Source organism: Stenotrophomonas sp. a6 (genome assembly GCF_030913325.1).
GTDB lineage: Bacteria > Pseudomonadota > Gammaproteobacteria > Xanthomonadales > Xanthomonadaceae > Stenotrophomonas > Stenotrophomonas maltophilia.
Window position 1 is genome coordinate 2,297,067 of record NZ_CP133161.1, and the last position, 21,816, is coordinate 2,318,882.

At 65.6% G+C, this 21,816-nt stretch carries 19 protein-coding genes; 9 read left to right on the top strand and 10 right to left on the bottom strand.

Features of this window, described 5'->3' with window-relative positions:
- The first annotated feature begins 4 nt into the window (after positions 1–4).
- Positions 5–907 (top strand): LysR family transcriptional regulator, encoded by a 903-nt coding sequence (locus Q9Q79_RS10695; RefSeq protein WP_005409730.1) that lies wholly within the window; start codon positions 5–7, stop codon positions 905–907.
- A 65-nt stretch (positions 908–972) separates the two neighbouring features.
- Here Q9Q79_RS10695 and Q9Q79_RS10700 read toward each other — a convergent pair whose 3' ends face one another.
- The 3 genes from Q9Q79_RS10700 to Q9Q79_RS10710 all read right to left on the bottom strand — a co-directional run bounded on the left by Q9Q79_RS10700 (position 973) and on the right by Q9Q79_RS10710 (position 4,564).
- Complete coding sequence (locus Q9Q79_RS10700) at positions 973–3,621, bottom strand: excinuclease ABC subunit UvrA (protein ID WP_076740018.1); 2,649 nt, start codon at positions 3,619–3,621, stop codon at positions 973–975.
- Positions 3,622–3,714: 93 nt separating this feature from the next.
- Positions 3,715–4,092 carry a hypothetical protein gene (locus tag Q9Q79_RS10705; protein WP_139338798.1) on the bottom strand — a complete coding sequence of 126 codons (378 nt, stop codon included), beginning with the start codon at positions 4,090–4,092 and terminating at the stop codon, positions 3,715–3,717.
- Positions 4,093–4,132: 40 nt separating this feature from the next.
- Positions 4,133–4,564, bottom strand: a complete 432-nt coding sequence (locus Q9Q79_RS10710) for a BLUF domain-containing protein (RefSeq protein WP_076740019.1) — start codon at positions 4,562–4,564, stop codon at positions 4,133–4,135.
- A 170-nt stretch (positions 4,565–4,734) separates the two neighbouring features.
- Between Q9Q79_RS10710 and Q9Q79_RS10715 the strand changes: the two genes are divergently transcribed.
- Positions 4,735–4,980: a hypothetical protein gene (locus Q9Q79_RS10715; RefSeq protein ID WP_005409734.1), complete on the top strand. Its 246-nt coding sequence runs from the start codon at positions 4,735–4,737 to the stop codon at positions 4,978–4,980.
- A 392-nt stretch (positions 4,981–5,372) separates the two neighbouring features.
- Here the strand turns inward: Q9Q79_RS10715 and Q9Q79_RS10720 are convergent, their stop codons facing one another.
- Positions 5,373–6,242: a methylenetetrahydrofolate reductase gene (locus Q9Q79_RS10720; RefSeq protein WP_201862024.1), complete on the bottom strand. Its 870-nt coding sequence runs from the start codon at positions 6,240–6,242 to the stop codon at positions 5,373–5,375.
- The gene (locus tag Q9Q79_RS10725; protein WP_201862023.1) at positions 6,242–7,156 is read right to left on the bottom strand and encodes a LysR family transcriptional regulator; all 915 of its coding nucleotides are present in this window, start codon (positions 7,154–7,156) and stop codon (positions 6,242–6,244) included. Before Q9Q79_RS10725 ends, Q9Q79_RS10720 begins: the two co-directional genes overlap by 1 nt.
- Before the next feature lie 75 nt (positions 7,157–7,231).
- Here Q9Q79_RS10725 and msuE point away from each other — a divergent pair, with 75 nt between their 5' ends.
- From msuE to Q9Q79_RS10740, 3 genes are read left to right on the top strand one after another with little or no spacing between them, the layout of a single operon-like run.
- Positions 7,232–7,819, top strand: coding sequence for an FMN reductase (msuE, locus tag Q9Q79_RS10730; RefSeq protein ID WP_012480321.1), 588 nt, complete (start codon positions 7,232–7,234; stop codon positions 7,817–7,819).
- Positions 7,820–7,875: 56 nt separating this feature from the next.
- A complete protein-coding gene (locus Q9Q79_RS10735; protein WP_012480322.1) occupies positions 7,876–8,853 on the top strand; it encodes a DUF1852 domain-containing protein in 978 nt (325 codons plus the stop codon).
- Between the two features lie 39 nt (positions 8,854–8,892).
- Positions 8,893–9,927, top strand: coding sequence for a methionine synthase (locus tag Q9Q79_RS10740; protein ID WP_012480323.1), 1,035 nt, complete (start codon positions 8,893–8,895; stop codon positions 9,925–9,927).
- Here the strand turns inward: Q9Q79_RS10740 and Q9Q79_RS10745 are convergent.
- The 4 genes from Q9Q79_RS10745 to Q9Q79_RS10760 form a co-directional block, all read right to left on the bottom strand.
- Positions 9,884–10,465 carry a hypothetical protein gene (locus Q9Q79_RS10745; RefSeq protein WP_087802665.1) on the bottom strand — a complete coding sequence of 194 codons (582 nt, stop codon included), beginning with the start codon at positions 10,463–10,465 and terminating at the stop codon, positions 9,884–9,886. The two genes, Q9Q79_RS10740 and Q9Q79_RS10745, sit on opposite strands and share 44 nt — an antisense overlap.
- A gap of 71 nt (positions 10,466–10,536) precedes the next feature.
- Positions 10,537–11,349 carry a trypsin-like serine protease gene (locus Q9Q79_RS10750; RefSeq protein WP_076740023.1) on the bottom strand — a complete coding sequence of 271 codons (813 nt, stop codon included), beginning with the start codon at positions 11,347–11,349 and terminating at the stop codon, positions 10,537–10,539.
- Positions 11,350–11,846: 497 nt separating this feature from the next.
- Positions 11,847–12,743: a serine hydrolase domain-containing protein gene (locus Q9Q79_RS10755; RefSeq protein ID WP_236672532.1), complete on the bottom strand. Its 897-nt coding sequence runs from the start codon at positions 12,741–12,743 to the stop codon at positions 11,847–11,849.
- Positions 12,744–12,871: 128 nt separating this feature from the next.
- A complete protein-coding gene (locus Q9Q79_RS10760; protein WP_076740024.1) occupies positions 12,872–13,876 on the bottom strand; it encodes a PHB depolymerase family esterase in 1,005 nt (334 codons plus the stop codon).
- Between the two features lie 196 nt (positions 13,877–14,072).
- Here Q9Q79_RS10760 and Q9Q79_RS10765 point away from each other — a divergent pair, with 196 nt between their 5' ends.
- Genes Q9Q79_RS10765 through Q9Q79_RS10780 form a run of 4 tightly spaced genes read left to right on the top strand, consistent with a single transcriptional unit; the run spans position 14,073 to position 21,021 of the window.
- Complete coding sequence (locus tag Q9Q79_RS10765) at positions 14,073–16,271, top strand: TonB-dependent receptor (protein WP_224481927.1); 2,199 nt, start codon at positions 14,073–14,075, stop codon at positions 16,269–16,271.
- A gap of 32 nt (positions 16,272–16,303) precedes the next feature.
- Positions 16,304–17,182, top strand: a complete 879-nt coding sequence (locus tag Q9Q79_RS10770) for an alpha/beta hydrolase (protein WP_060380442.1) — start codon at positions 16,304–16,306, stop codon at positions 17,180–17,182.
- Positions 17,179–17,655 (top strand): MaoC family dehydratase, encoded by a 477-nt coding sequence (locus Q9Q79_RS10775; protein ID WP_049450730.1) that lies wholly within the window; start codon positions 17,179–17,181, stop codon positions 17,653–17,655. The genes Q9Q79_RS10770 and Q9Q79_RS10775 overlap by 4 nt, the downstream gene beginning before the upstream one ends.
- Positions 17,656–17,691: 36 nt before the next feature.
- Positions 17,692–21,021: a PAS-domain containing protein gene (locus Q9Q79_RS10780; protein ID WP_076740026.1), complete on the top strand. Its 3,330-nt coding sequence runs from the start codon at positions 17,692–17,694 to the stop codon at positions 21,019–21,021.
- A gap of 4 nt (positions 21,022–21,025) precedes the next feature.
- Here Q9Q79_RS10780 and Q9Q79_RS10785 read toward each other — a convergent pair whose 3' ends face one another.
- Entirely contained in the window at positions 21,026–21,700 is a 675-nt protein-coding gene (locus Q9Q79_RS10785; RefSeq protein WP_049452421.1) for a response regulator transcription factor, read from the bottom strand.
- Positions 21,701–21,816 lie beyond the last annotated feature (116 nt).

Sequence of the window (21,816 nt, forward strand, 5' to 3'; positions counted from 1 at the left end):
CCCAATGAGCATCAATTGCGAAATCCTGGATCTACGCGCATTCCTGCTGGTGTCGGAGACGCGCAGCTTCCACCGCGCCGCGGAGATCCTGCACGTCTCCCAGCCGGCACTCAGCCGACGGATACAGAAGCTGGAGCAGGCTGTGGGTTCGCCACTGCTGGAGCGCACCACGCGCAGCGTCAGCACCACCGCCGTCGGCGAGAACCTGCTGCCGCTGGTGCGTCGCATGCTGGAGGAATTCGATGGGTCACTGTTCTCACTGCGGGGCCGGGACGATACGCGGGGCGCTACCGTCACCATCGCCTGCCTGCCCACGGCGGCGTTCTACTTCCTGCCCAGCGTGATGGCGCGTTTCCACGAAGCGCATCCCAACGTGCGCTTCCGGATCCTGGATATCCCGGCCACCGAAGGCCTGCAGGCGGTAGAGCGTGGCGAAGTCGAGTTCGGCATCAACTTCATGGGCGCCAACGATCCGAATCTCGATTTCGACGTGCTGGCCGAAGATCCCTTCGTGCTGGCCTGCCGACGCGATCATCCGCTGGCCCGCAAGCGCAAGGTGGAATGGGCCGATCTGGCCGAGCACCAGCTGATCACCGTGCATCGCACCAGCGGCAACCGCACGCTGCTGGATGGTGCCCTGGCGCGCGAGAACCTCAAGCTGAGCTGGCACTACGAAGTGACCCACCTGTCGACGTCACTGGGCATGGTCGAGGCCGGCATCGGCGTGTCGGTCCTGCCGAAAATGGCCACGCCAGACGGGGATCATCCGACCCTGGTGACGCGCACGATTGGTAACCCCGTGGTGTCGCGCACGATCGGGATCGTCCGTCGCCGGGGCGCCCTGCTCTCGCCTACTGCGGAACGCTTTCTGCAGATGTTGATGAGCCAGTGGCGCGGGGAGACCTGAGCATCGTTTGCTGGACAGGCCGCCCCCGGATCTGGCCGAGGGTGATGGCCGGGCATGGCTCGGCCCTACAGAGGAGCCAGCTCGCGCGCAAGGAAAGGCGCTGTCCTGCTTCCCCGCGCGCGGGCCACCTGTTGCGGCGTTCCCTTCGCCACGATGGTGCCACCCGCGCTGCCTGCGCCCGGCCCGACGTCAATCACCCAGTCCGCCTGGGCGACCGCCCGCATGTCATGCTCGATCATCACCACCGTATTTCCTGCGTCGACCAGCCGCTGCAGCTGAACCAGCAGCCTGTCCGCATCCGACGCGTGCAGGCCGGTGGTGGGTTCGTCCAGCACGTAAAGCGTGCGCCCGCGCTGGCTGCGCTGCAGTTCAGTGGCCAGCTTGATGCGCTGGGCCTCGCCGCCTGAAAGCTCCGTGGCCGGCTGGCCCAGCCTCAGGTAACCCAGGCCGATGTCCTGCAGCAGCTGCAACGGCCGGGCAATGACCTCTTCCGCCATGAAGAATGCATGCGCCTGGTCCACGGTCATCTGCAGGACCTCGGCGATGTTGCGGTCGTTCCACAGCACCTTCAGCGTGGCCTCGTTGTAGCGGGCGCCGTGGCAGGTGGGGCATGGGGCATAGACGCTGGGCATGAACAGCAGTTCGACACTCACGAAACCCTCGCCTTCGCAGGTTTCGCATCGGCCCTTGGCTACGTTGAACGAGAAACGACCCGCATCGAAGCGACGACGACGTGCGGCGGGCGTCGCCGCGAACAGTTTGCGTACGTGATCGAACATCCCGGTATAGGTGGCGAGGTTGGAGCGCGGTGTGCGGCCAATCGGCTTCTGGTCGACCTGCACGACCCGCTGGATGGCGTCCACATCACCGGCCAACTGGCCTCGGGTGGTTTCCATCACCGTCGGCCCGTCGTTCGGCGACGCCTCGGCGCCATCGTCCGCGGGTTCATGCCCCAGGTGCAGCAGCATCAGCTCGGGCAAGGCCTGTGCCATCAGGCTGGACTTGCCCGACCCCGAAATGCCGGTCACGGCCGTCAGCAATCCCAGCGGCACCTGCGCGTCCACTCCCTGCAGGTTGTGGCGATGGATGCCCTGCAGTTCCAGCCAGTGGGTGGCGGTGCGCTGCCGACGGGTGGGCGCGGGTACCTGGTCGAACAGATACAGTGCCGTGCGCGACTCCTGCACCTGGCGCAGGCCGCCCGGCTCACCGCTGTAGAGCACGCGCCCTCCCCGCTCGCCGGCCTCCGGGCCCACGTCCACCAGCCACTGCGCGCGGCGCATCAGCTCCAGATCGTGCTCGACCACGAACACCGAGTTTCCGCCATCACGCAGCCGGTCCAACGCGTCGTACAGCGCCTGGCTGTCGGCGGGATGCAGTCCGGCCGAAGGCTCGTCGAGCACGTACAGCACACCAAACAGCAACGAGCTGAGCTGCGTGGCCAGCCGCAGGCGCTGCAGTTCGCCGGCGGACAGCGTGGGCGTGGCGCGGTCCAGCGAGAGATAGCCCAGGCCAAGCTCGCGCAGTTGCCGTACCCGCCCCATGACTCCGCCCGCCAGCCGCTGTGCGGCCAGCCGCTTCTCTTCGGACAGGGCCGAGGTCAGGCGCACGTCGGGGGCGCCCTCGTGCGTCGCGCGGCCACTCGCGGCGCGCCGGGCACGATCGCGGGGTGTCGCATGCCTGCTGATAGGTGCACCCTTGCTGTGTGCGCCGAAATCACCTTCCGCGATGGGCTCCAGCAGATCCGCCAGTTGATCCAGGGGCAACCGCATGAACTCACCGATATCCACGCCCGCGAAGGTGACCGAGAGCGCTTCCGGCTTCAGGCGCTTTCCGTGGCAGACCGGGCACAGCTTGCCTTCCATGTAGCGGGAAACCCGTTTGCGCATCAGCGCGCTCTGGGTGTTGGCGAAGGTATGCAGCACATAGCGACGCGCGCCGGTGTATGTACCCATGTAGCTCGGCTCGAGCTTTCGCTTGAGCGCAGCCCGGGTCTCGGCAGGCGTGAAGCCTGCATAGACCGGCACGGTGGGCGTTTCTTCCGTGAACAGGATCCACTCCCGATCCTTCTTCGGCAGCTTCTTCCACGGTACGTCGATGTCGTAGCCGAGCGTGACCAGGATGTCGCGCAGGTTCTGGCCATGCCAGGCCGGCGGCCAGGAGGCGATGGCGCGCTCGCGGATGCTCAGCGACGGATCCGGCACCATCAAGGCTTCCGTCACCTCGTAGACGTGCCCCAGCCCGTGACAGGTGCTGCAGGCGCCCTGCGGGGTATTGGGCGAAAAGTCCTCGGCGTAAAGCATCGGCTGGTTGGCCGGGTATGCACCTGCACGCGAATACATCATGCGCACCAGGCTGGACAGCGTAGTGACGCTGCCCACCGATGAGCGCGCGTTGCTGGCGCCGCGCTGCTGCTGCAGGGCCACTGCCGGCGGCAACCCGTCGATGGCGTCCACATCGGGCACGCCGGCCTGGTCGATCAGACGCCGTGCATACGGCGCAACCGACTCAAAGTAGCGCCGCTGCGCCTCCGCGAAGATCGTGCCGAACGCCAGCGATGACTTGCCGGAGCCCGAAACACCGGAAAACACCACCAATGCGTTGCGCGGGATGGAGACGTCGACATTCCTGAGGTTGTGCTCGCGCGCGCCACGCACCTCGACGCAACCGCTGGCAGCGGCGGCGCATGACGATTCACCAAAGGGGGGATTGGACATCTTCGCGATCCTGCGGGCAGTGAGCGGCGCGCGTAGGGGCACGCCCGATGGTGCATTTTCGCTGCTGCGGGGTGAATACGGGTGATGGCGTGGTCACGCCATGGTGCGCCGATACAACTGATCGAGCGTAACGGTGCGAACCAGGCGGCCGCGATTGTAGAAATGCAGCACCGGCTCGCTCAACGTCACGTCAGCCGGAACCAGGTTCATGCCTTCGCAGCCGACCACGACCGACTCCCCATCGTCAGACGGGAACACCCCGCGATGCCATCCGCATATCAGCCAGGCATCCTGACCCGATGCCTGTGGCGTTACCCGCGTTGAATTGACGGCTGGATCCGAATCGGTACAGAGATTTCGCGTGGAGGAGCATGCCGTGAACCTTTCTGGCGGCGGCAGCGGGGAATCGGCAAGCGCCGGGCTCGCAGCCAGTGCAGCGATGAGCGTGATGAGCGTGATGAGCGCCTTCATTTCACTGCACACCTCGATCAAGCGGCCGCCGAACCGCAAACTAAGCGGCGTGCACGTAGGGCTCAACCGCGGCGGCCAGCACATCGATACCCCACGCAGAACCCGCAATCTCCTCGGGCTGGCTTCTCTTGAAGCGTGACCAGTCGGCCCTGGCAAGCCTGCCGACCAGAAGCTGGTCGGCAGGAAGCTGGTGCATCGACCAATAGGGGAACTGCCGGGTAGAGACACGCCCCCGGGCCAGCTCCACCACATCCGTGTGGCTGGTCGATTGCAGCACCCGCTCGTAGACGCTGGCCACCCCATCTTCCGGCCCTTCGAAGTACTGCACGAACCGCGTGCCGTCATGCAGCAGCACGCCTGTCACCCCTGCAAGCTTGTTGAACCTCGCGGCATCGGTGACGAGTGCTTCCAGGCGGTCAATCGAAAGGCCTTCAGCTGCCTGGCTTGCGTATACAACGGCCCGGATGGGCATGGGCTTCGCCTTGAATGCAGGGCCACGTCGGCACCTATTCACACTCTAGCACCCGGCGCAAGTCCGGGCCGTGATGCGTATTCTTAATTCTTCAGAATACGGTTCGCGCCTAGCAGCGCGACAGGCGGCATGATGAACGCCCCCGTACGTTCAGGGCTTTATTCATCTTCATGCGCGACATCGGACAGTTCTATGTAAACAGCGTCGAAGGAGTGGCGCGTGAGGATGGCACCCTGCTGCAGGTCACCCGGATCGATTGTTCCTGCCTGAAGTGTTCAAGGCAGTTCCGCGCCATTCCTGATCATGGCCTCGTCGATCTCAACGGCGCTGCTTCGCTCAGTTGCCCAGGCTGTGGCAACCACCAGTCCGTCAGCCGGGCGCGGCTGGAGGAGTTTGTGCTGCGTAGTGATCCATGAGCTGAAGCGCGCCCTTTCTCGACACTGTGCCAACCCTGTCGACACCTTCGCCTCGCATCTTCCCGTAGTGCACCCACAACGCCGTTCCAATGAGTCATACCGGCCTATTCAAGATCAGGGACCTCACCTACACGCCAGGCGCGGAGGGCGACCTGGCCCGTGCCCTGCAGATCGAAGCCACCTGCACGGCCTGCGGCGCAACCAGCGTCTGGGGCGAGCAGGAGATGGAGCATGTGCGAGGAGGAACCGTGCTTGCGTGCCGGGCGTGCGGTACGCGCCAGGCCATCAGCAATGCGGGCCTGATCAGTACCCCGTCAGGGATACGCCACCGCCGGGGCTGAGCGGGGCGGCACCGGGCCATGCGCTGCCCGGCATGCACGATTGATGGCCTGTCAGCGGCGGGCAACCGATGGCAGCGCCCGATGCTGGTTGATCCAGTCCAACGACTGGGCAATTCCACCGAACGGAAAGAAGTGCGGGCTGACCAACCCGTGGGCATCAGTCAAACCGCCCGCCAGACGGTCCACGAACACCTCCGGGCCCGCGCTGCCCAGCAACCGGCCGATCGAGATGCCATACCGGGACAGCATCAATGCACTGGCCCCCACCCCGCACATTGCGGCGTAGCGTACCAGCCGCGCGATGCTTGCCGGGCCCGGCACGCCAACCAGCACCGGAACGTGGATGCCACGGGCGCGCAGCGCGTGCAACCAGGCCAGGACGATGTCGGCATCGAAGGCGAACTGCGTGATGATCACTGGCGCCATGCCGCGCGCTTCGATGGACTGGCACTTGTGTTCCAGTACCTGCCAGCACGCGTCACTGCCCAGGACCGGATGGCCATCGGGGTGACCGCCGATGGCGACGACCTTGATACCGGCCCTCTCCAGAAGGCCGCTCTCGATGATCGAAGCGCTGTCAGCAAACGGTCCGGCGGGCGTGGCCAGGTCGCCGGCGATCACCAGGCACTGCGCTGCTCCGGCCTCGTTGGCGGCGCGCTGCAGGAACCGTTCAAGCACCGTGCGCGACCGGATGCGGCGGGCCGAAAGATGCGGCATCGGCTCGAAGCCAAGCGCGCGCACCGTGCGCGCGGCGGCGAGGCGTGCGTCGTCATCCTCACTGGCCAGCCAGGGAATGGAGATCGTTGTGCCGCGCGGTATGCGGTCGGCCTCGGCGCGCAGCGCGGGCATGGACTTCGCGCTGACCTCCAGTGAAAAGGTGTTGATGAAGGCTTCCGCCCGCAGTGATCCAGGTGCAGCCATCAACGGGCTCCGCCTGCATTGCCGGCCAGTGGCGAACTGTTCCGCGCCAGTTCGATGAAGGCCTGCAGGTAGTCGATGCTGGTATCGGCTTCGCGCGCACCCAGATAGATCTGCTTGGGAATGCCCTTCGCACCGAGGCGCACCGGCACCACGTCCATGCGGGTGGCGTACTCTTCCACCAGCCAGCGCGGCATGGCGGCCACGCCACGACCGCTGGCCACCATCTGCATCATGATGTCGGTGGTTTCAATGGCCTTGTGCCGTCGCGGCGTAATGCCGGCCGGCAGCAGGAACTGGTTGTAGATGTCCAGGCGCTCGAACGGCACCGGATAGCTGATCAGCACTTCCTGGCCGAGCTGGCGCGGCTTCACGTAATCCACCTTGGCCAGGGCGTGGTTGCTGGCCACCACCAGCACCTGCTCGTAGTCGAACACGGGAATGAACTTGAGGCCTGGCTTGAGCAGTGGATCGGGGGTAACCAGCAGATCGATCTCGTAGCCGAACAGCGCGCCGATGCCGCCGAACTGGAACTTCTGCTTGACGTCCACATCCACATCCGGCCACGCGGCCAGGTACGGCGAGACGATCTTCAGCAGCCACTGGTAGCAGGGATGGCATTCCATGCCGATGCGCAGCGCGCCGCGCTCGCCCTGTGCGAACTGGCCCAACCGCTCCTCGGCCAGATCCAGCTGCGGCAGCACGCGGTTGGCGACGGCCAGCAGGTATTGCCCGGCCTGGGTCAGGCGCAGGCTGCGGCCTTCGCGCAGCCATACATCAGTGCCCAGCTGCTGTTCCAGCTTCTTCATGCTGTGGCTCAGGGCCGACTGGGTCAGGTTCAGTACGCCGGCGGCCGCGGTAAGCGAGCCCTGCTGCTCGACCTGCTGCACGATGCTGAGGTGGATCCGCTCCAGCATGACGATGAATCCTGCTCATGGATAGGTGAAGTAATACCATTTTACGTCATGGAAGGGCATGGCTAGCATCGGGTCATGCTTTCACCTGCCCGCCCCCTTCGAATCGTCGCCGTGTCCGGCGGATTGCAGCGCCCCTCCAAGGCCGCCACCCTGGCCGAGCATCTGATGGGCCTGATCGGCGAGGACATCCACAGCGAGCAGCACCTGGTCGAACTGGGCGAACTGGCCCCGCAGCTGGCCGGTGCGCTCTGGCGTTCGCAGTTGCCCGACACCGTGGAACGCCAGTTGACCACCGTCGAGCAGGCCGATGTGCTGGTGGTGAGCACGCCGGTCTATCGCGGCTCGTACACAGGGCTGTTCAAGCATTTCTTCGACTTCGTCCACCAGGACGCACTGGTCGACACCCCCATCCTGCTGGCCGCGACCGGCGGCAGCGAGCGCCACTCGCTGGTGATCGACCATCAGCTGCGCCCGCTCTTCAGCTTCTTCCAGGCGCGCACCCTGCCGCTGGGCGTCTACGCCACCGACCGGGATTTCGCCGACGGTCGCGTGCACAACGACGCCCTGGTCGAGCGCGCACGGCTGGCGGTGCGGCGGGCCATGCCGCTGCTGGACCTGCCTCGCCAGCGCCTTGCCGACCTGGAAGCGGCCGCAGCACTTTGAATGCCGGATGCCCTCGCCCGCATCCGGATGTCACCCCGCACTACGGAACGCCACCCATGACGACCGACACCTTCACCTTCAGCATCACGCAGATCCCCTTCAACGAGGATTACCAGCCTGCCGACGGGACGCGCATCACCACCAATTTCGCCAACCTTGCCCGCGGCGCGTCCCGCCAGGAAAACCTGCGCAACACGATCAGCATGATCAACAACCGCTTCAACGATCTGGCGCACTGGGACAACCCCAGCGCGGATCGCTACGCGGTCGAGCTGGACATCATCTCGGTGGAGATGCACATCGGCAGCAGCGGTGGCGGTGATCCGTTCCCGCTGATCGAGGTGCTGCGCCCGACCATCGTCGACACCCGCACCGGCGCGCGCATCGAAGGCATCGTCGGCAACAATTTCTCGTCCTACGTGCGCGACTACGATTTCAGCGTGGTGCTGCCGGCCAGCAACGAAGGGAAGGCCACCTTTGGCATCCCGGAGGGCTTTGGCGACCTGCATGGCAAGTTGTTCAAGCATTTCCTGGAGTCCGAGGCCTACCGCGCCAACTTCAGCAAGGGGCCGGTAATCTGCATCAGCGTATCCAGCAGCAAGACCTATCACCGCACCGAGAACCACCACCCGATCCTGGGCGTGGAATACCGCCAGGGCGAGTTCTCTCCCACTGACCAGTACTTCGACAAGATGGGCCTGCAGGTGCGCTACTTCATGCCGCCGGGCAGCGTCGCACCGCTGGCGTTCTACTTCCAGGGCGACCTGCTGGGCGACTACTCGAACCTGGAGCTGATCGGCACCATCAGCACGATGGAGGCCTTCCAGAAGATCTACCGCCCGGAGATCTACAACGCCAATTCCGTGGCCGGCAAGGTCTACCAGCCCAGCCTGAAGCACCAGGATTACTCCTCCACCCGCATCGTCTACGACCGCGAAGAGCGCAGCCAGCTGGCGGTCAAGCAGGGCCGGTTTACCGAAGAACACTTCATCAAGCCGTACCGCGCCGTGCTTGAGCAGTGGGCTGCCCGCTGATTCATTGATTCCCCATTCGCCCCCAGGAAACCAGACGCAATGTCGACGAAGAAACTGCTTCCCACCTCCACCGCAGGCAGCCTGCCCAAGCCCTCCTGGCTGGCCGAGCCCGAGAAGCTCTGGTCACCCTGGAAGCTGCAGGACGACGGCCTGACTGAAGGCAAGCAGGATGCACTGCGCCTGTCCCTGCAGGAGCAGCAGCACGCCGGCATCGACATCGTCAGCGACGGCGAACAGACCCGGCAGCACTTCGTCACCACTTTCATCGAGCACCTCAGCGGCGTCGATTTCGAGAAGCGCGAAACGGTCCGCATCCGCAACCGCTACGATGCCAGCGTGCCGACCGTGGTCGGCGCCGTGAGCCGTCCGAAGCCGGTGTTCGTCGAGGATGCGAAGTTCCTGCGCCGCCAGACCACGCAGCCGATCAAGTGGGCCCTGCCCGGCCCGATGACCATGATCGATACGCTGTACGACGCGCACTACAAGAGCCGCGAAAAGCTGGCCTGGGAGTTCGCGAAGATCCTCAACGAGGAAGCGAAGGAGCTGGAAGCCGCTGGCGTCGACATCATCCAGTTCGATGAGCCGGCCTTCAACGTGTTCTTCGACGAAGTGAACGACTGGGGCGTGGCCGCGCTGGAGCGTGCGGTTGAGGGCCTGAAGTGCCAGACGGCGGTGCACATCTGCTACGGCTATGGCATCAAGGCCAACACCGACTGGAAGCAGACACTGGGCTCGGAATGGCGGCAGTATGAAGAATCGTTCCCCAAGCTGCAGACCTCCAGCATCGATATCATCTCGCTGGAATGCCAGAACTCGCACGTGCCGATCGACCTGATCGAACTGGTGCGCGGCAAGACGGTGATGGTGGGCGCCATCGACGTGGCCTCCAATACGGTGGAAACGCCGGAAGACGTGGCCAACACGCTGCGCAGGGCGCTGCAGTTCGTGGATGCCGACAAACTCTACCCAAGCACCAACTGCGGCATGGCGCCGCTTGCACGGGAAGTGGCACGCGGCAAGCTGCGCGCGCTCAGCGAAGGGGCCAGGATCGTGCGTGAGGAGCTTTCGGCGTAACCCTGGCTGGGGAGGTGTTCCCGTTTCGGTGCGGCGAGGATGGATTCTGGCCGGGCACAGACCAGGTTCCACCTCGTCCCTGCACCTCGGGCCTGGCGGCCATCACGCGCGGCCGTGGCGCCAGCGCTTCCTTGATCCGCCCCATCTCGCTTGCGCCGGCCTCGGCCAGGCGCCGGGCCTGCTGCCGCTGCGTCCGGGTCAGTGGCGGCGCGAACACGGCGCCCGGTTCGGGTGCACTCTGCACCAGTCGGGCGACGGCGTCACGCAGTGGCAGTTGTGGGCAGAGCCGCGCCGCGCACCAGCGCTCGGCGTAGCGCTTCGCCTGGCGGGCGCTGGCGACGGACACGACCTTGCTCTGTGACATCCTGCGTGCGTCCAGTTTCAGGCGGAACCCGAGCACGGCATGCGGCACGATACTGGCCACCGAACGGCCGTTCCACCACAGATCCCAGCGCTCGCCGCTCTGCACCCAGCCGGACGGCCGGGTGACGATCATGAAATCTGGACGGTGAAATGATGAGCCCATGATGGGAAGCATACGAACGCTCGTCGCACCGGCTGAGATCAGGGTAACGCCCCCCTGCACTGCTACGCCTCCACGAAAAGCAATCAATGTGACGCGTCACGGCTGATGCTTTCGATCCAGTCGATGTAGCGCGATACGCGAACGTTGTAGACCACCTGGCCATAGAACCCCGCCTCGAGCGCATGCTCTGGAACCGCAGTGATCCACGAACCAAGCCCCACCAGCTGCGGCGTTCCGTGATCATCAATCACCAGCGGACCGCCGCTGTCACCGTTGCCGAGAACCCCCTCCAGCGGCAGGGCCTGCGGTGGCGGATCGAACCGGTACCAGAGATACCGTTCGTTGCCGCCGGTAATCGCGTTGAATGCCCGCCGCAGGGTCGTGCGATGCGGGCCGCCCGGCACCAGCCCTACGACGCCATTGCCGGTAGCCCCCTTTCCTATCAGGGCCGCGATCTGCGCGACTTCGGCAGCACGGCGATAGAGCGCTACGGGCTGTACATCCTTTACAGCAGTCGCAAGCCTGATCAGTGCGATGTCATCCGATGCTGCCAGGAACGCGTGGATCCTGGAGGGATTTCCTGTCGCCAGCGCCTCCTTGCCCAGGGCCTCCGGCATTCTTCTGAAACCGGGATGCACAAAGACGCGCTCGACCGCATAGGCGCGTCCATTGATGGAGATGGATTCTTCCATCCCTTCCATGGGTGCCGCATGCGCTGCGGTCAGTACCCAGCGCGGGGCGATGAGAACGCCATGTCCTTCACCCGGCATGTCAGCCAGCGCCGGGAAGACAGAGGCATCGATCTGATACCGGGCGTCGTCAACGTCATCACGGATGACCACGGCACCGGCAGTGAACGGGAGCGCAGCAAGCGCCAGGAAAAGCCAGCGGTTCATGGGGTCGTCATCCCTGCGGTCGATCGCTATAGCCTAGCCGAGGGCATTGCCGCGGCGCAGACCATGCGACCAACGATGATATCCAGCGACGAACGCCAGGAATGCGAGCGCAAAGCCCTGCGGCCGACAGCCGCCGGGGCCGAGCAGTCTGTCCAGATCGGTTCCAGGCTTGTCCGACACGTCGTCCTGCGAAGCCACATTGGTCCACGGACCGGGCCGCGTGGGCCCGAGCCTCAGCGGGAGGTTCAACGCGCCGCGATTCTCCCGACCAGGGTATCGATCGCCGCCTCCATGGCACGCGCGGTCCGGTCGCCGCTCTGGTTGGTGATCACGAAGATGCCCAGATCGTGCTCCGGCATGATGTAGATGTAGCACTGCGAGCGTGGAACGCCACCGTGGTGGGCGTAATAGACACCCTTCTGGCGATCGCCAGCGACGATGTTCCAGAAATAGCCAATGCTGAACTCGTCGTCGAATCTGGCCAGAGTGCGATGCGATTACTGCACCACCGGGCCGTTGGCCAGCTGGAACTGAAGGTATTTCACCATGTCGGGCACTGTTGCCTTGACGTTGCCGGAAGCGCCCCATGGCAACTGTGGCATCGGCGAGGTCGGCACCGGATTGTCGCTGTGGTAGCCGATGGCAAGACGGTCTTTTTCCGCATTCCCCAGCTTGATCCCGATGCTGGTCATTGCTGCGGCGTCGCTGAAGAAGCCACGCAGCAATGACGTGTAGTCGGTCTTGTAGACGCCTTCCAGAATGTGGGCCGTCAGCTCCGTCCCAGCACTGGAGTAGGCGTACTCTTTCCCGGGCATCCGTGGGATCCGCACGGCGTGCAGATCCCGCAGGAAATCCGGCTTGCCGTAATGCGCATAGAGGGCACTGAGTTCACCGGGCACGCGGTGATCGGTGAAGTCCTCCAACACGGTGTTCGCCCGCTCCGGCAGCATGTTCGGCAGGCCACTGGTGTGTGACAGCAGGTGACGGACCCGTATGGGCTGGCCCTGGTACTGCAGGTTCGGATAGTCGCCCTGCAGGTAGCTGCGAACGTCATCCTCCAGGCCCACCCTGCCCTCAAGCACCGCACGGGCCATCAACGTGCCCGCCAGGGTCTTGCTCAGCGAGCCGATCTCATACAGCGTTGCGTCGGTCGGAACATCGGGCTTGCCGGCTACCATCTCGCCGCGGTGACGGATGAAGGTCTTGCCCCGGTACACCACGCCGATGGAGGCCGAGTGCAGCAAAGGCTGTTCGATCAGGGCATGGGCCGCCTCGTCGACCGCCGCCCCCACATCGTTCGGCGGTGCCTTCCTGCCCTCGCAGCCGACGGCAAGGAGCACTGCGGATAGCACGACGGCATTGAGCCATTGCCGGTTTCGGGCAGTCGTTGACATGGATTCCATGCGCCGGCGCTTGAAGGTCGTGGGAACGGGCGCTCACGATAATCGATTGCCATGAGCGGCTGAAGGTGCCATCCGGCACCTCCGGTCGCGCCCCTCCCTGGAAGGCCCCCTGCCCCCCGTCAGCGCTGGTAGTCCTTCAGGAACAACCAGGTGATCAGCGTGGCGTCCGGCCCCTTCGGGTCGGTGAATGGCAGGCCCGACTGGCTGCCGCTCCAGGCATGCCCCATGCCCTGCACCACGTAGTGCTGGACCAGCGTCCTGCCACCGTAGGCGTAGGTGTCGACGGTATACCCGCGGCCGCCCGGCACCTGTCCGTGATAGGTGCTGGTCGGCACGTATTTCACCGAGTCGTTGTCCAGGCCGTCGTCGGCCAGGTCATTGGTCTGCAGGAACTGGCGCACGGCCTGCTGGCCGTTCACCGGATTGACGGTGAGATCGGCGCTGCCATGGAACACCAGCACCGGCAGCGGTCGCGGCGACGGCGAACCCGAGCACTGCCACGCCAGGCGGCCATTGCTGTCCGGCGAATAGATGCTGCCGGCCAGCAGTGCGTAGGCGCTGCCGGAAATCGTGGTCGCGCCCTTGAACATGCCACCGGAGTGGATGGCGCCGGCAGCGAACACATCCGAATAGCAGGCCAGCATGATCGAGGTCATCGCACCACCTGCCGAAATGCCGGTGACATAGACCCGGCGCGGATCCACGCTGTAGTCCGCTTTCACCTTGTCCACGATGCCGGCCAGGATCGACCCTTCGCCGCTGTCGCGGGCCTGGTTGATCGGCAGCTGCCAGTTCCAGCAGCGGGCCGGATTGGAGGTGACGTTCTGCCGGGGGTAGACCACGATGAACCCTTCGGTGTCGGCCACATCATTGAAGCCTGACGCCTCCCCCATCAGGTTGGGCCCGTTGACGCAGCCGTGCAGCACCAGCAGCAACGGTAGCGGCTGCTGGTCGTCGTAGCCCGCCGGCACCCACACCTGGTACTCGCGGGCGCCGAACAGATTGCCGTACAGGCCAATGTCCCAATGCCCGGCCGGGCCTGCGGCAAGGGCACTGCCCGCCATCGCCAGCCAACTGCACAGCACCAGCAGTACAACCTTGATCGAATCGATTCCGGATTTCATGGCCAGATCCTCATGCGTGAGTCGTGGATGAAGTGGTACCGGGACGCGCTTCCGGCTGGGGGCGCGCCCAGTATCCGCATCCAGCGGCCGCTGCCGACTGGACCTAGGTCCACTCGCCGCTGCGTGATGACACCGCTAGCCTTGGCTGCAGGATGGCAATGGGCCATCTGCAAGCAGCTGCCTGGGGGAGGACCGAATGAAACGGAATTGCCTGAGTCTCATGATCGGCGCATTGCTGGCCTCCGGGCCGGTACTGGCACAGGAAACGCCCCAGGCCACGCCGACGGCGGCCAGGACTGCATCACCCACCAACCTGGACAGCATCAAGGTCACCGCGCGCAAGCGCGAGGAAACCCTGCAGGAGGTCCCGGTAGCGGTTACCGCATTTACCTCCGAAGCGCTGGACAAGATGAATGTCCAGGACATCAGCGACCTGGATGCGCAGGTGCCCAACCTGACCATCTACGCCGCCCGCGGTGCCAGCAGCACGGTCACCGCCTACATCCGTGGCATCGGCCAGTCCGACCCCACCTGGGGCGCCGATCCGGGCGTGGGCATCTACCTGGATGACGTCTACATCGCGCGCCCGCAGGGTGCGCTGCTGGATGTGTTCGATGTCTCGCGCATCGAGGTGCTGCGCGGCCCGCAGGGCACGCTCTACGGCAAGAACACCATCGGCGGCGCGATCAAGTACATCTCGCGCGGCCTGCCGACCCAGACCGAGGGCTTCGCCCAGGTCACCGTGGGCAACTACAGCCAGTTGGATGCCAAGGCAGCCATCGGCGGTCCGATCGGCGGTGCTGACAGCGGCCTGCGCGCCCGCGTGGCGGTGGCCAGCATGAACCACGACGGGTTTGGCGAGAACACTTTCAACGGCCAGCCGGTCAGTGACAAGCAGATCAACGCGGCACGCCTGAACCTGGGCGCGTATGCGGGCGACGACTTCGACGTGCAGTTCGCACTGGACTGGATCGACGATCAGTCCGGCATGCGCGGCTCGAAGATGCTGGCACCCAATCCGTTCCTGCGCGCCTACCCGCCGATGGACAGCCGCTATGACATCCGCTCGGGCATGCGCAACCTCAACAACGTGGAGAGCAAGGGCGCCTCGGCCACGGTGAACTGGCGGCCGAACGAAGACATCGCGCTGAAATACGTGGTCGCCAAGCGTGAATCGGACAGCGAGGCCAACATCGACTTCGATACCGCCCCGGTCAAGCTCGCCGACGTGGGTGGCACCTACCACGACGACCAGGTCAGCAACGAAGTGCAGTTGAACTACGATGCCGGCGGCCGGGTGCGCGGTGTGGTCGGCCTGTACCAGTTCAGTGGCGAGGCTGGCGGGCAGATCCAGAACAACTACTTCAGTGCCCAGTTCGCCGACAACCAGGGCAAGGTGCTGACCGACAGCATCGCGCTGTATGCGGACTGGACCTTCGACCTGACCCGCAGACTGAAGCTCGATGTCGGCGCCCGCTACACCGACGAGGACAAGCGCGCGATCGTGCTCAACCGCCTCTACGCCGACCCGGGCTTCAGCCGGCCGGTGGCGGTGACCGCCGATTTCGACAAGAAGACCAATTTCAGGAACGTCTCGCCCAAGGTCTCGCTGGACTACCAGATCACTCCGGACATCATGGTCTATGGCCTGGCGACGCGTGGCTTCAAGTCCGGCGGCTACAACATCCGCGCCAACGCGGTGGCGGTACCGCGCTCGGCGGAGCCGTTCGATGACGAGACCGTGGACAGCTATGAGGTCGGCAGCAAGATGGCCTTCCTCGACCAGCGCCTGTTCCTGAACCTGTCAGCGTTCTACAACAAGTACAAGGACATCCAGCTGTCGGTGTTCACCGGCCTGGATACCAATGGCGATGGCATCGATGATTCCTTCTTCGGTGATTTCACCAATGCCGGCGCCGGTACCGTCAAAGGCCTGGAAGTCGAGTATCAGTACCTGCCCAGCCAGCACTGGCTGATTTCCGGCAACCTGGCGTGGCTGGATACCAGATACGACGAGTACATGGACCGCGGCATCAACGTGGCCAGGCAGATGAAGTTCACCAATGCCCCGGATATCTCCGGTGCGTTCAACGTGGAATACCGCACCGACCTGGCCAACGGCAGCAACCTGTCGGCACGCGTGAGCTACAGCTACCAGAGCGAAGTGTGGCCGACCACCGACCTCAGCCCGGTGATCCGCCAGCAGGGTTACGGGCTGGTCAATGCCGGCGTCATCTGGCGCCTGGATGATGCGTGGACCTTCTCGCTGCAGGGCACCAACCTGGCCGACAAGGAATACCGCACTACTGGCTACAACATTCCTGCAGTCGGCACGCTGATTGGCTTCTATGGCCCGCCGCGCCAATATGGCCTCAGCGTCCGTTACGATTTCTAGCGCATCCGTTACGATCTTCAGGAAGCTTCTGCATGACGCAGTCTTACGACGACCTGTACTGGAACAGCGACGATGGCCTGCGCCTGCACGCGCGCGACCATGCAGCGGATGCCCGGCAGGCGCCCCGCGGCACCGTGGTCTGCATTCCCGGCCTGACCCGCAATGGTGCCGATTTCGATGCACTGGCCGAAACACTCACCGCCGAGGGATGGCGCGTGATCGCCGTCGACCTGCGTGGCCGCGCCGGTTCAGAACGTGCGCATGATCCGTCCAGCTACAACCCGCGCACCTACGCAGATGACATGGTCGCGCTGCTGCGCGCGCAGAACATCGACAAGGCGGTGTTCGTCGGCACCTCACTGGGCGTGCTGGTGACCATCACCCTCGCTTCGCGCGCGCCCGAGCGGGTCGCGGGCGCGGTGCTCAACGATGCCGGCCCCAGGGTGCCGCGTGAGGCGCTGGCACGGATCGGCAAGTACGCCGGCAAGCCGGTACCGCCGATGGACCTGGTGCAGGCCACGGCCTACGTGGAATCCATCGGCAAGGCCGCGTTCCCGCGCTTCAGCACCGACGACTGGCGGCAGATGGCCGTGCGCACCTTCCGCCCGCGCAGCGATGGCCTGCTGGAACTGGACTACGACCCAGCAGTGATCCGCACCACCCGGCCATGGCTGCTGTGGCTGTTGCGTCCGCTGCTGTGGCGTGCGGTCCGTGGGCTGACCGCACGGGTGCCGGTGCTGGTGGTGCGCGGCGCGCTGTCCGATATTCTGCCGGCCGATGTGGCGCGGCAGATGGCGGCCACCTCGGAAAGTGCCCGTCTGGTGGAGGTGCCCGATGTCGGCCACGCTCCGATGCTGTCCGAACCAGAGGCGCGCGACGCGATCCTTGCCTTGCTGGAGCGTGTGGTGTGAGTGCGGACAGCGAGCTGCCTCCCGCCCTGCAGGCGGTGCAGCAGTGGGCCGCCAGTGAGCGGCTGAGTGGCGTGACCTGCCTGGACCAGGCGCGCATCGATGCCTTTGCCGACGCCACCGGCGACCACAACTGGATCCATGTCGATCCAGCGCGGGCGCAGGCGCAGATGCCGGGCGGGCGTACCATCGCACACGGCTTCCTGCTGCTCTCGCTGACGGTGGAGGACGATGTGGCCGCTCTGGCCGGCTTCCCCGGCATCGCCCATGTGCTCAACTACGGCTTGAACAAGGTCCGCTTCCTGGCGCCAGTGCCGAGCGGGTCCGAGGTGCGGGTACGCTCGCAGCTGGTGTCACTGGATGCGCGCCAGCCCGGCCAGTGGCTGCTGATCCAGCGCAAGGCCGTCGAGCGGGTCGCCGATGGCGAGCTGGCACTGGTCGCTGAGCAGCTGTCACTGATCGTGATCACGCCCTAGCACCACCCCGCCCGATTCTCTCCCTACACTGGAGCGATGTTGACGCCCTCCATCGTCCTCTTCGCCTGCATTGCATGGACCGCACTGCTGTTTGGCGTGGCGCTGTGGGGCGAGCGCCGGGGGCACCGGCTTTCGAAGGCATGGCCGCTCATCTATGCACTGTCGCTGGCCGTGCACTGCACCGCGTGGACCTACTACGGTGCGGCCTCGCAGGGGCGGCAATGGGGTTTCCCCATTCCACCAACCCTGGCCGGCATGGCGCTGATCTTCGCGTTCGGCCTGCCGTTCCTGCTCCGTCTCGGGCGGCTGGCCAAGCAGCACAACAGTGCCACCATCGCCGATCTGGTCGTTGCACGACTGCGTGCCGATCGCGGCCTCGGCTTCACCATCACCCTGGTGGCGCTGTTCGGCATCATTCCGTACATCGCACTGCAGCTGAAAGCCGTCAGCCAGGGGCTGGGCACCCTGCTGGGTGATGGGTTCGCGCCTGCCGGTGCGCAGCTGGACATGTCGTTCTGGTTCGCGCTGACGATGGCCGCGTTCACTCTGCTGTTCGGTGCACGTAAGGCCTCGGCCACCGAGCCCAACCGCGGCATCGTGGTCGCGCTGGGCCTGGAGTCCGTATTGAAGCTGGTGGCGCTGCTGGCCATTGGCCTGTATGCGGCGTTGTCCGTGCACAAAGCCGGCACACCGCTGCTGGAGAAGATGGCGCAGCTGCCACCACCGGCCATCGTGCCGGACTATCTCACCATGGTCGCGCTGGGGGCGATCTCCGCGTTCACCCTGCCGCACCAGTTCCATGTCGGCGTGGTCGAGCTTCGCCAGACCTCGGACCTGAAGACGGCACGCTGGATGTTCCCGGTCTACCTGCTGCTGATCGGCCTGCCGTCGGTGCCGATGGCATTGGCCGGCGCTGCGCAGCTGCCGGCCTCGGTATCGCCCGACCTGTACGTGCTGGCGCTGCCGCAGGCCGCTGGCCATCATCTGCTGGCGCTGCTGGCCTATCTGGGCAGCCTGAGTGCGGCCACCGGCATGATGATCCTGTCCGGGCTGACGCTGTCGATCATGCTTGGCAACCATGGATTCGGTTCGCGCCTGCTCGGCGGCATCGGGGGCGGCGTGGCCAATGCCGATCTGCGCCCGCGCGTGCTGGCGTTCCGCCGTGCCGGCATCCTCGCCGTGTTCCTGATGTCGTGGCTGTACAGCCGCGCGATGAGCGACACCGAGGCACTCAGCGATTTCGGCCTGATGTCCTTCACCGCCCTCTCGCAGCTGGCACCGGCTGTGCTGCTGGCGGTGTATCGCCCACGTACGCCCTCCGCGGCCATCATCGCCGGCATCGTGCTGGGCTCATTGGCCTGGCTGTGGCTGGTACTGCTGCCGATGGTGATCCCGGCCGCGACGCCGTCGGTCGGCGCCGACGGGCTGCACTGGTTGTCGGTGGTCTCGCTGCGCGTGCAGCCGGGCCATATCGCGATCAGCATGGGGGCCAGCCTGGCGATCAACCTGCTGACCGTGGCCCTGGTGTCGCGGGCCGTGCGTCCGTCATTGCCGCGGCGGCGGGATGCGGTGGCTGCGGCGTCCCTGCGCAGGACCGCCGGACGCTTCCTTGGCCAGGAGCGTGCGCGCCAGCTGCTGGAGGGCCACGCCGGGCAGATGCTGGATGACGACCGGGTCACCGCCGTCGAGCGTGAGCTGACGGCCGTGGTGGGCGCAGGCATGGCACGGCTGCTGGTCGAAGCCGCACGCGAGGGCGGCGCCGCGCCGCTGGATGCGGTGACCCGCGCCGTCGGCGAAGCTACCCAGGTGCTGCGCTTCAACCAGCGACTGCTCGAAGCCGCGCTGGAGAACATGAGCCAGGGCATCAGCGTGGTCGATGCGCAGCTGCAGCTGGTGGCCTGGAACAGCCGCTACGCCGCGCTGTTCAAGTTCCCGCCGGAGCTGCTGCAGGTCGGGCAGCCGGTGGTCAACCTCACGGCGTGGGCACTGGGGCAGCTGAAGATCGGCGATGGCCCCGGCGACACGCCCACCAGGGCGTTGCAGCGCCGCGTCGCGCATATGCGCCGTGGCACGCCACACCTGTCGGAACGGATATTTCCCGATGACACCATCGTCGAGATCCGCGGCAACCCGATGCCGGGTGGCGGCTATGTAGCCACCTTCACCGATGTCACGGCGTTCCGTCGCGCGGAGGATGCGCTCAAGCGCAGCAATGAAACGCTGGAACGCCGCGTACAGGACCGCACCGCGAGGCTGCAGCAGGCGGTCCAGGAGGCCGAGCGCGCGAACGCGGCGAAAACCCGCTTCCTGACGGCGGTCGGCCATGACCTCATCCAGCCCCTGCATGCGGCCCAGCTGCTGACCGAGGCGATGTCGCAGCACATCGAATCCGAGTTCCTCGACAGTTTCCTGCAGCAGATCCGCGGCGCACTGGATTCCACCGATGACCTGCTGTCCGGCCTGCTCGATATCTCGCGACTGGAAGCCGGTGGGCTGGTGGCCGATCCACGCCCGTTCGCGCTGTCGACGGTGCTGGATCCGCTCGCGCAGGAGTTCGCGGTGCTGGCGGCGGCGCGCGGCCTGCAGTTCCGCCATGTGCGGAGCCAGGCCTGGGTCCATAGCGATCCCCTGCTGCTGCGCCGGGTGCTGCAGAACTTCCTGGCCAATGCCATTCGCTACACCCGCCATGGCGGTGTGTTGCTGGGTGTGCGCCGCCAGGGGCAGGCACTGATGATCGGCGTGCATGACACCGGCCCCGGCATTGCTCCGGAGCAGCACGCGGTGGTGTTCGAGGAGTTCCACCGGGTCGATCGCAGCAACGGCCAGGGACTGGGACTGGGCTTGACCATCGCCCACCGCATCGCCGATCTGCTGCATGCACCCTTGCACCTGCGCAGCGTGCCCGGGCACGGCTCGGCCTTCTCGATCAGCGTGCAACGCGCAGCACCGTCAGTGACCCCGCGCAGTTCGGCACCGACGGGTGGCAGCAACGCCCTCAAGGGTATCCGCATACTGGCAGTGGACAACGACCCGGACGCGCTGGAGGCGATGCGGCAACTGCTGCTTTCCTGGGGCTGCGACGTCATCGCGGCAGGCAGCGCCGATGCCATCGGGCCCTCAGGGCACGAGGCGGCGCTGTGGCTGTTTGACTATCACCTGGATGACGGCGATACCGGTGTTGCGCTGTGGCAGCGGCTCGCGGACATGCATGGACCGCGGCCGACGGTAATCCTCAGTGCGGATACCGGCAGCGATACACGCGAGGCGGTGCGCGGCGCTGGGCTGTCCCTGCTCAACAAGCCGTTCAAGCCGTTGGCGCTGCGCTGGGCGATCAACCACCTGCTGGCGGCCACTGCCACGCGCTGACCGTTCAGGGCTCGGGCAGCTCTTCGATCTGCCGGGACGGATCGGCCAACCCCATTTCGTGCAGCACGCGGATGGCCTGCGCACGGTTGCGCACGCCCAGCCGCTCCATGATGCGTGTCATGTGCGCCTTGACCGTGCGCAGCTGCACGCCCAGCCGGTCGGCGATCTGCTTGTTGAGCAGGCCTTCGGCCACCAGCCCCAGCACCTTGTATTGATGTGCGGACAGGCTGGCCAGGCGTGCGGCCAGGTCGGCATCCCTGCTGAACGGCGCCACCCGCGCCACCGGCTCGCGCAGCAGCGCCGGGATCCAGCGTTCGCCCTCCAGCACGGACTGCAGCGCGGACTGCAGCTCGTTCAAACCCGAGCTCTTGGGCAGGTAGCCCGCGGCGCCGAGGTCGATGGCGCGCCGGATCACCTGCGGCTCTTCATTGGCCGAGACGATGATGATCGCCAGACCTGGCTGAAGTGCGCGAATGGTGGCGAGGCCGGCCAGCCCATGATTGCCCGGCATATGCAGGTCCAGCAGCATCAGGTCGATCGACTGGTTCTCGATCGCCTCCAGCACGCTGTCCAGTGAATCCGCCTCGCTGATCTGCAGATCGGCGACCGCCTCTTCCGCCGCGCGATGCAGTGCCGCGCGGAACAAGGGGTGATCGTCGGCAATGAGCAGGGTTGGCATGTCCTGGCGAGATTATCAAATCGGGTGCGCGCGGGAACAGGTACCTAGGTACGCTGGTACAGCAGGAAGGGCTTGCTAGTGTGGTGAGGAGAAGGCCGGCGACCGCAACGCCGCCC

Bases quoted from the DNA above. Each gene is read 5' to 3' on its own strand.
- Q9Q79_RS10695 (WP_005409730.1), top strand. From the start codon at position 5: ATGAGCATCAATTGCGAAATCCTGGATCTACGCGCATTCCTGCTGGTG.
- Q9Q79_RS10700 (WP_076740018.1), bottom strand. From the start codon at position 3,621: ATGTCCAATCCCCCCTTTGGTGAATCGTCATGCGCCGCCGCTGCCAGC.
- Q9Q79_RS10705 (WP_139338798.1), bottom strand. From the start codon at position 4,092: ATGAAGGCGCTCATCACGCTCATCACGCTCATCGCTGCACTGGCTGCG.
- Q9Q79_RS10710 (WP_076740019.1), bottom strand. From the start codon at position 4,564: ATGCCCATCCGGGCCGTTGTATACGCAAGCCAGGCAGCTGAAGGCCTT.
- Q9Q79_RS10715 (WP_005409734.1), top strand. From the start codon at position 4,735: ATGCGCGACATCGGACAGTTCTATGTAAACAGCGTCGAAGGAGTGGCG.
- Q9Q79_RS10720 (WP_201862024.1), bottom strand. From the start codon at position 6,242: ATGGCTGCACCTGGATCACTGCGGGCGGAAGCCTTCATCAACACCTTT.
- Q9Q79_RS10725 (WP_201862023.1), bottom strand. From the start codon at position 7,156: ATGCTGGAGCGGATCCACCTCAGCATCGTGCAGCAGGTCGAGCAGCAG.
- msuE (WP_012480321.1), top strand. From the start codon at position 7,232: ATGCTTTCACCTGCCCGCCCCCTTCGAATCGTCGCCGTGTCCGGCGGA.
- Q9Q79_RS10735 (WP_012480322.1), top strand. From the start codon at position 7,876: ATGACGACCGACACCTTCACCTTCAGCATCACGCAGATCCCCTTCAAC.
- Q9Q79_RS10740 (WP_012480323.1), top strand. From the start codon at position 8,893: ATGTCGACGAAGAAACTGCTTCCCACCTCCACCGCAGGCAGCCTGCCC.
- Q9Q79_RS10745 (WP_087802665.1), bottom strand. From the start codon at position 10,465: ATGCTTCCCATCATGGGCTCATCATTTCACCGTCCAGATTTCATGATC.
- Q9Q79_RS10750 (WP_076740023.1), bottom strand. From the start codon at position 11,349: ATGAACCGCTGGCTTTTCCTGGCGCTTGCTGCGCTCCCGTTCACTGCC.
- Q9Q79_RS10755 (WP_236672532.1), bottom strand. From the start codon at position 12,743: ATGTCAACGACTGCCCGAAACCGGCAATGGCTCAATGCCGTCGTGCTA.
- Q9Q79_RS10760 (WP_076740024.1), bottom strand. From the start codon at position 13,876: ATGAAATCCGGAATCGATTCGATCAAGGTTGTACTGCTGGTGCTGTGC.
- Q9Q79_RS10765 (WP_224481927.1), top strand. From the start codon at position 14,073: ATGAAACGGAATTGCCTGAGTCTCATGATCGGCGCATTGCTGGCCTCC.
- Q9Q79_RS10770 (WP_060380442.1), top strand. From the start codon at position 16,304: ATGACGCAGTCTTACGACGACCTGTACTGGAACAGCGACGATGGCCTG.
- Q9Q79_RS10780 (WP_076740026.1), top strand. From the start codon at position 17,692: ATGTTGACGCCCTCCATCGTCCTCTTCGCCTGCATTGCATGGACCGCA.
- Q9Q79_RS10785 (WP_049452421.1), bottom strand. From the start codon at position 21,700: ATGCCAACCCTGCTCATTGCCGACGATCACCCCTTGTTCCGCGCGGCA.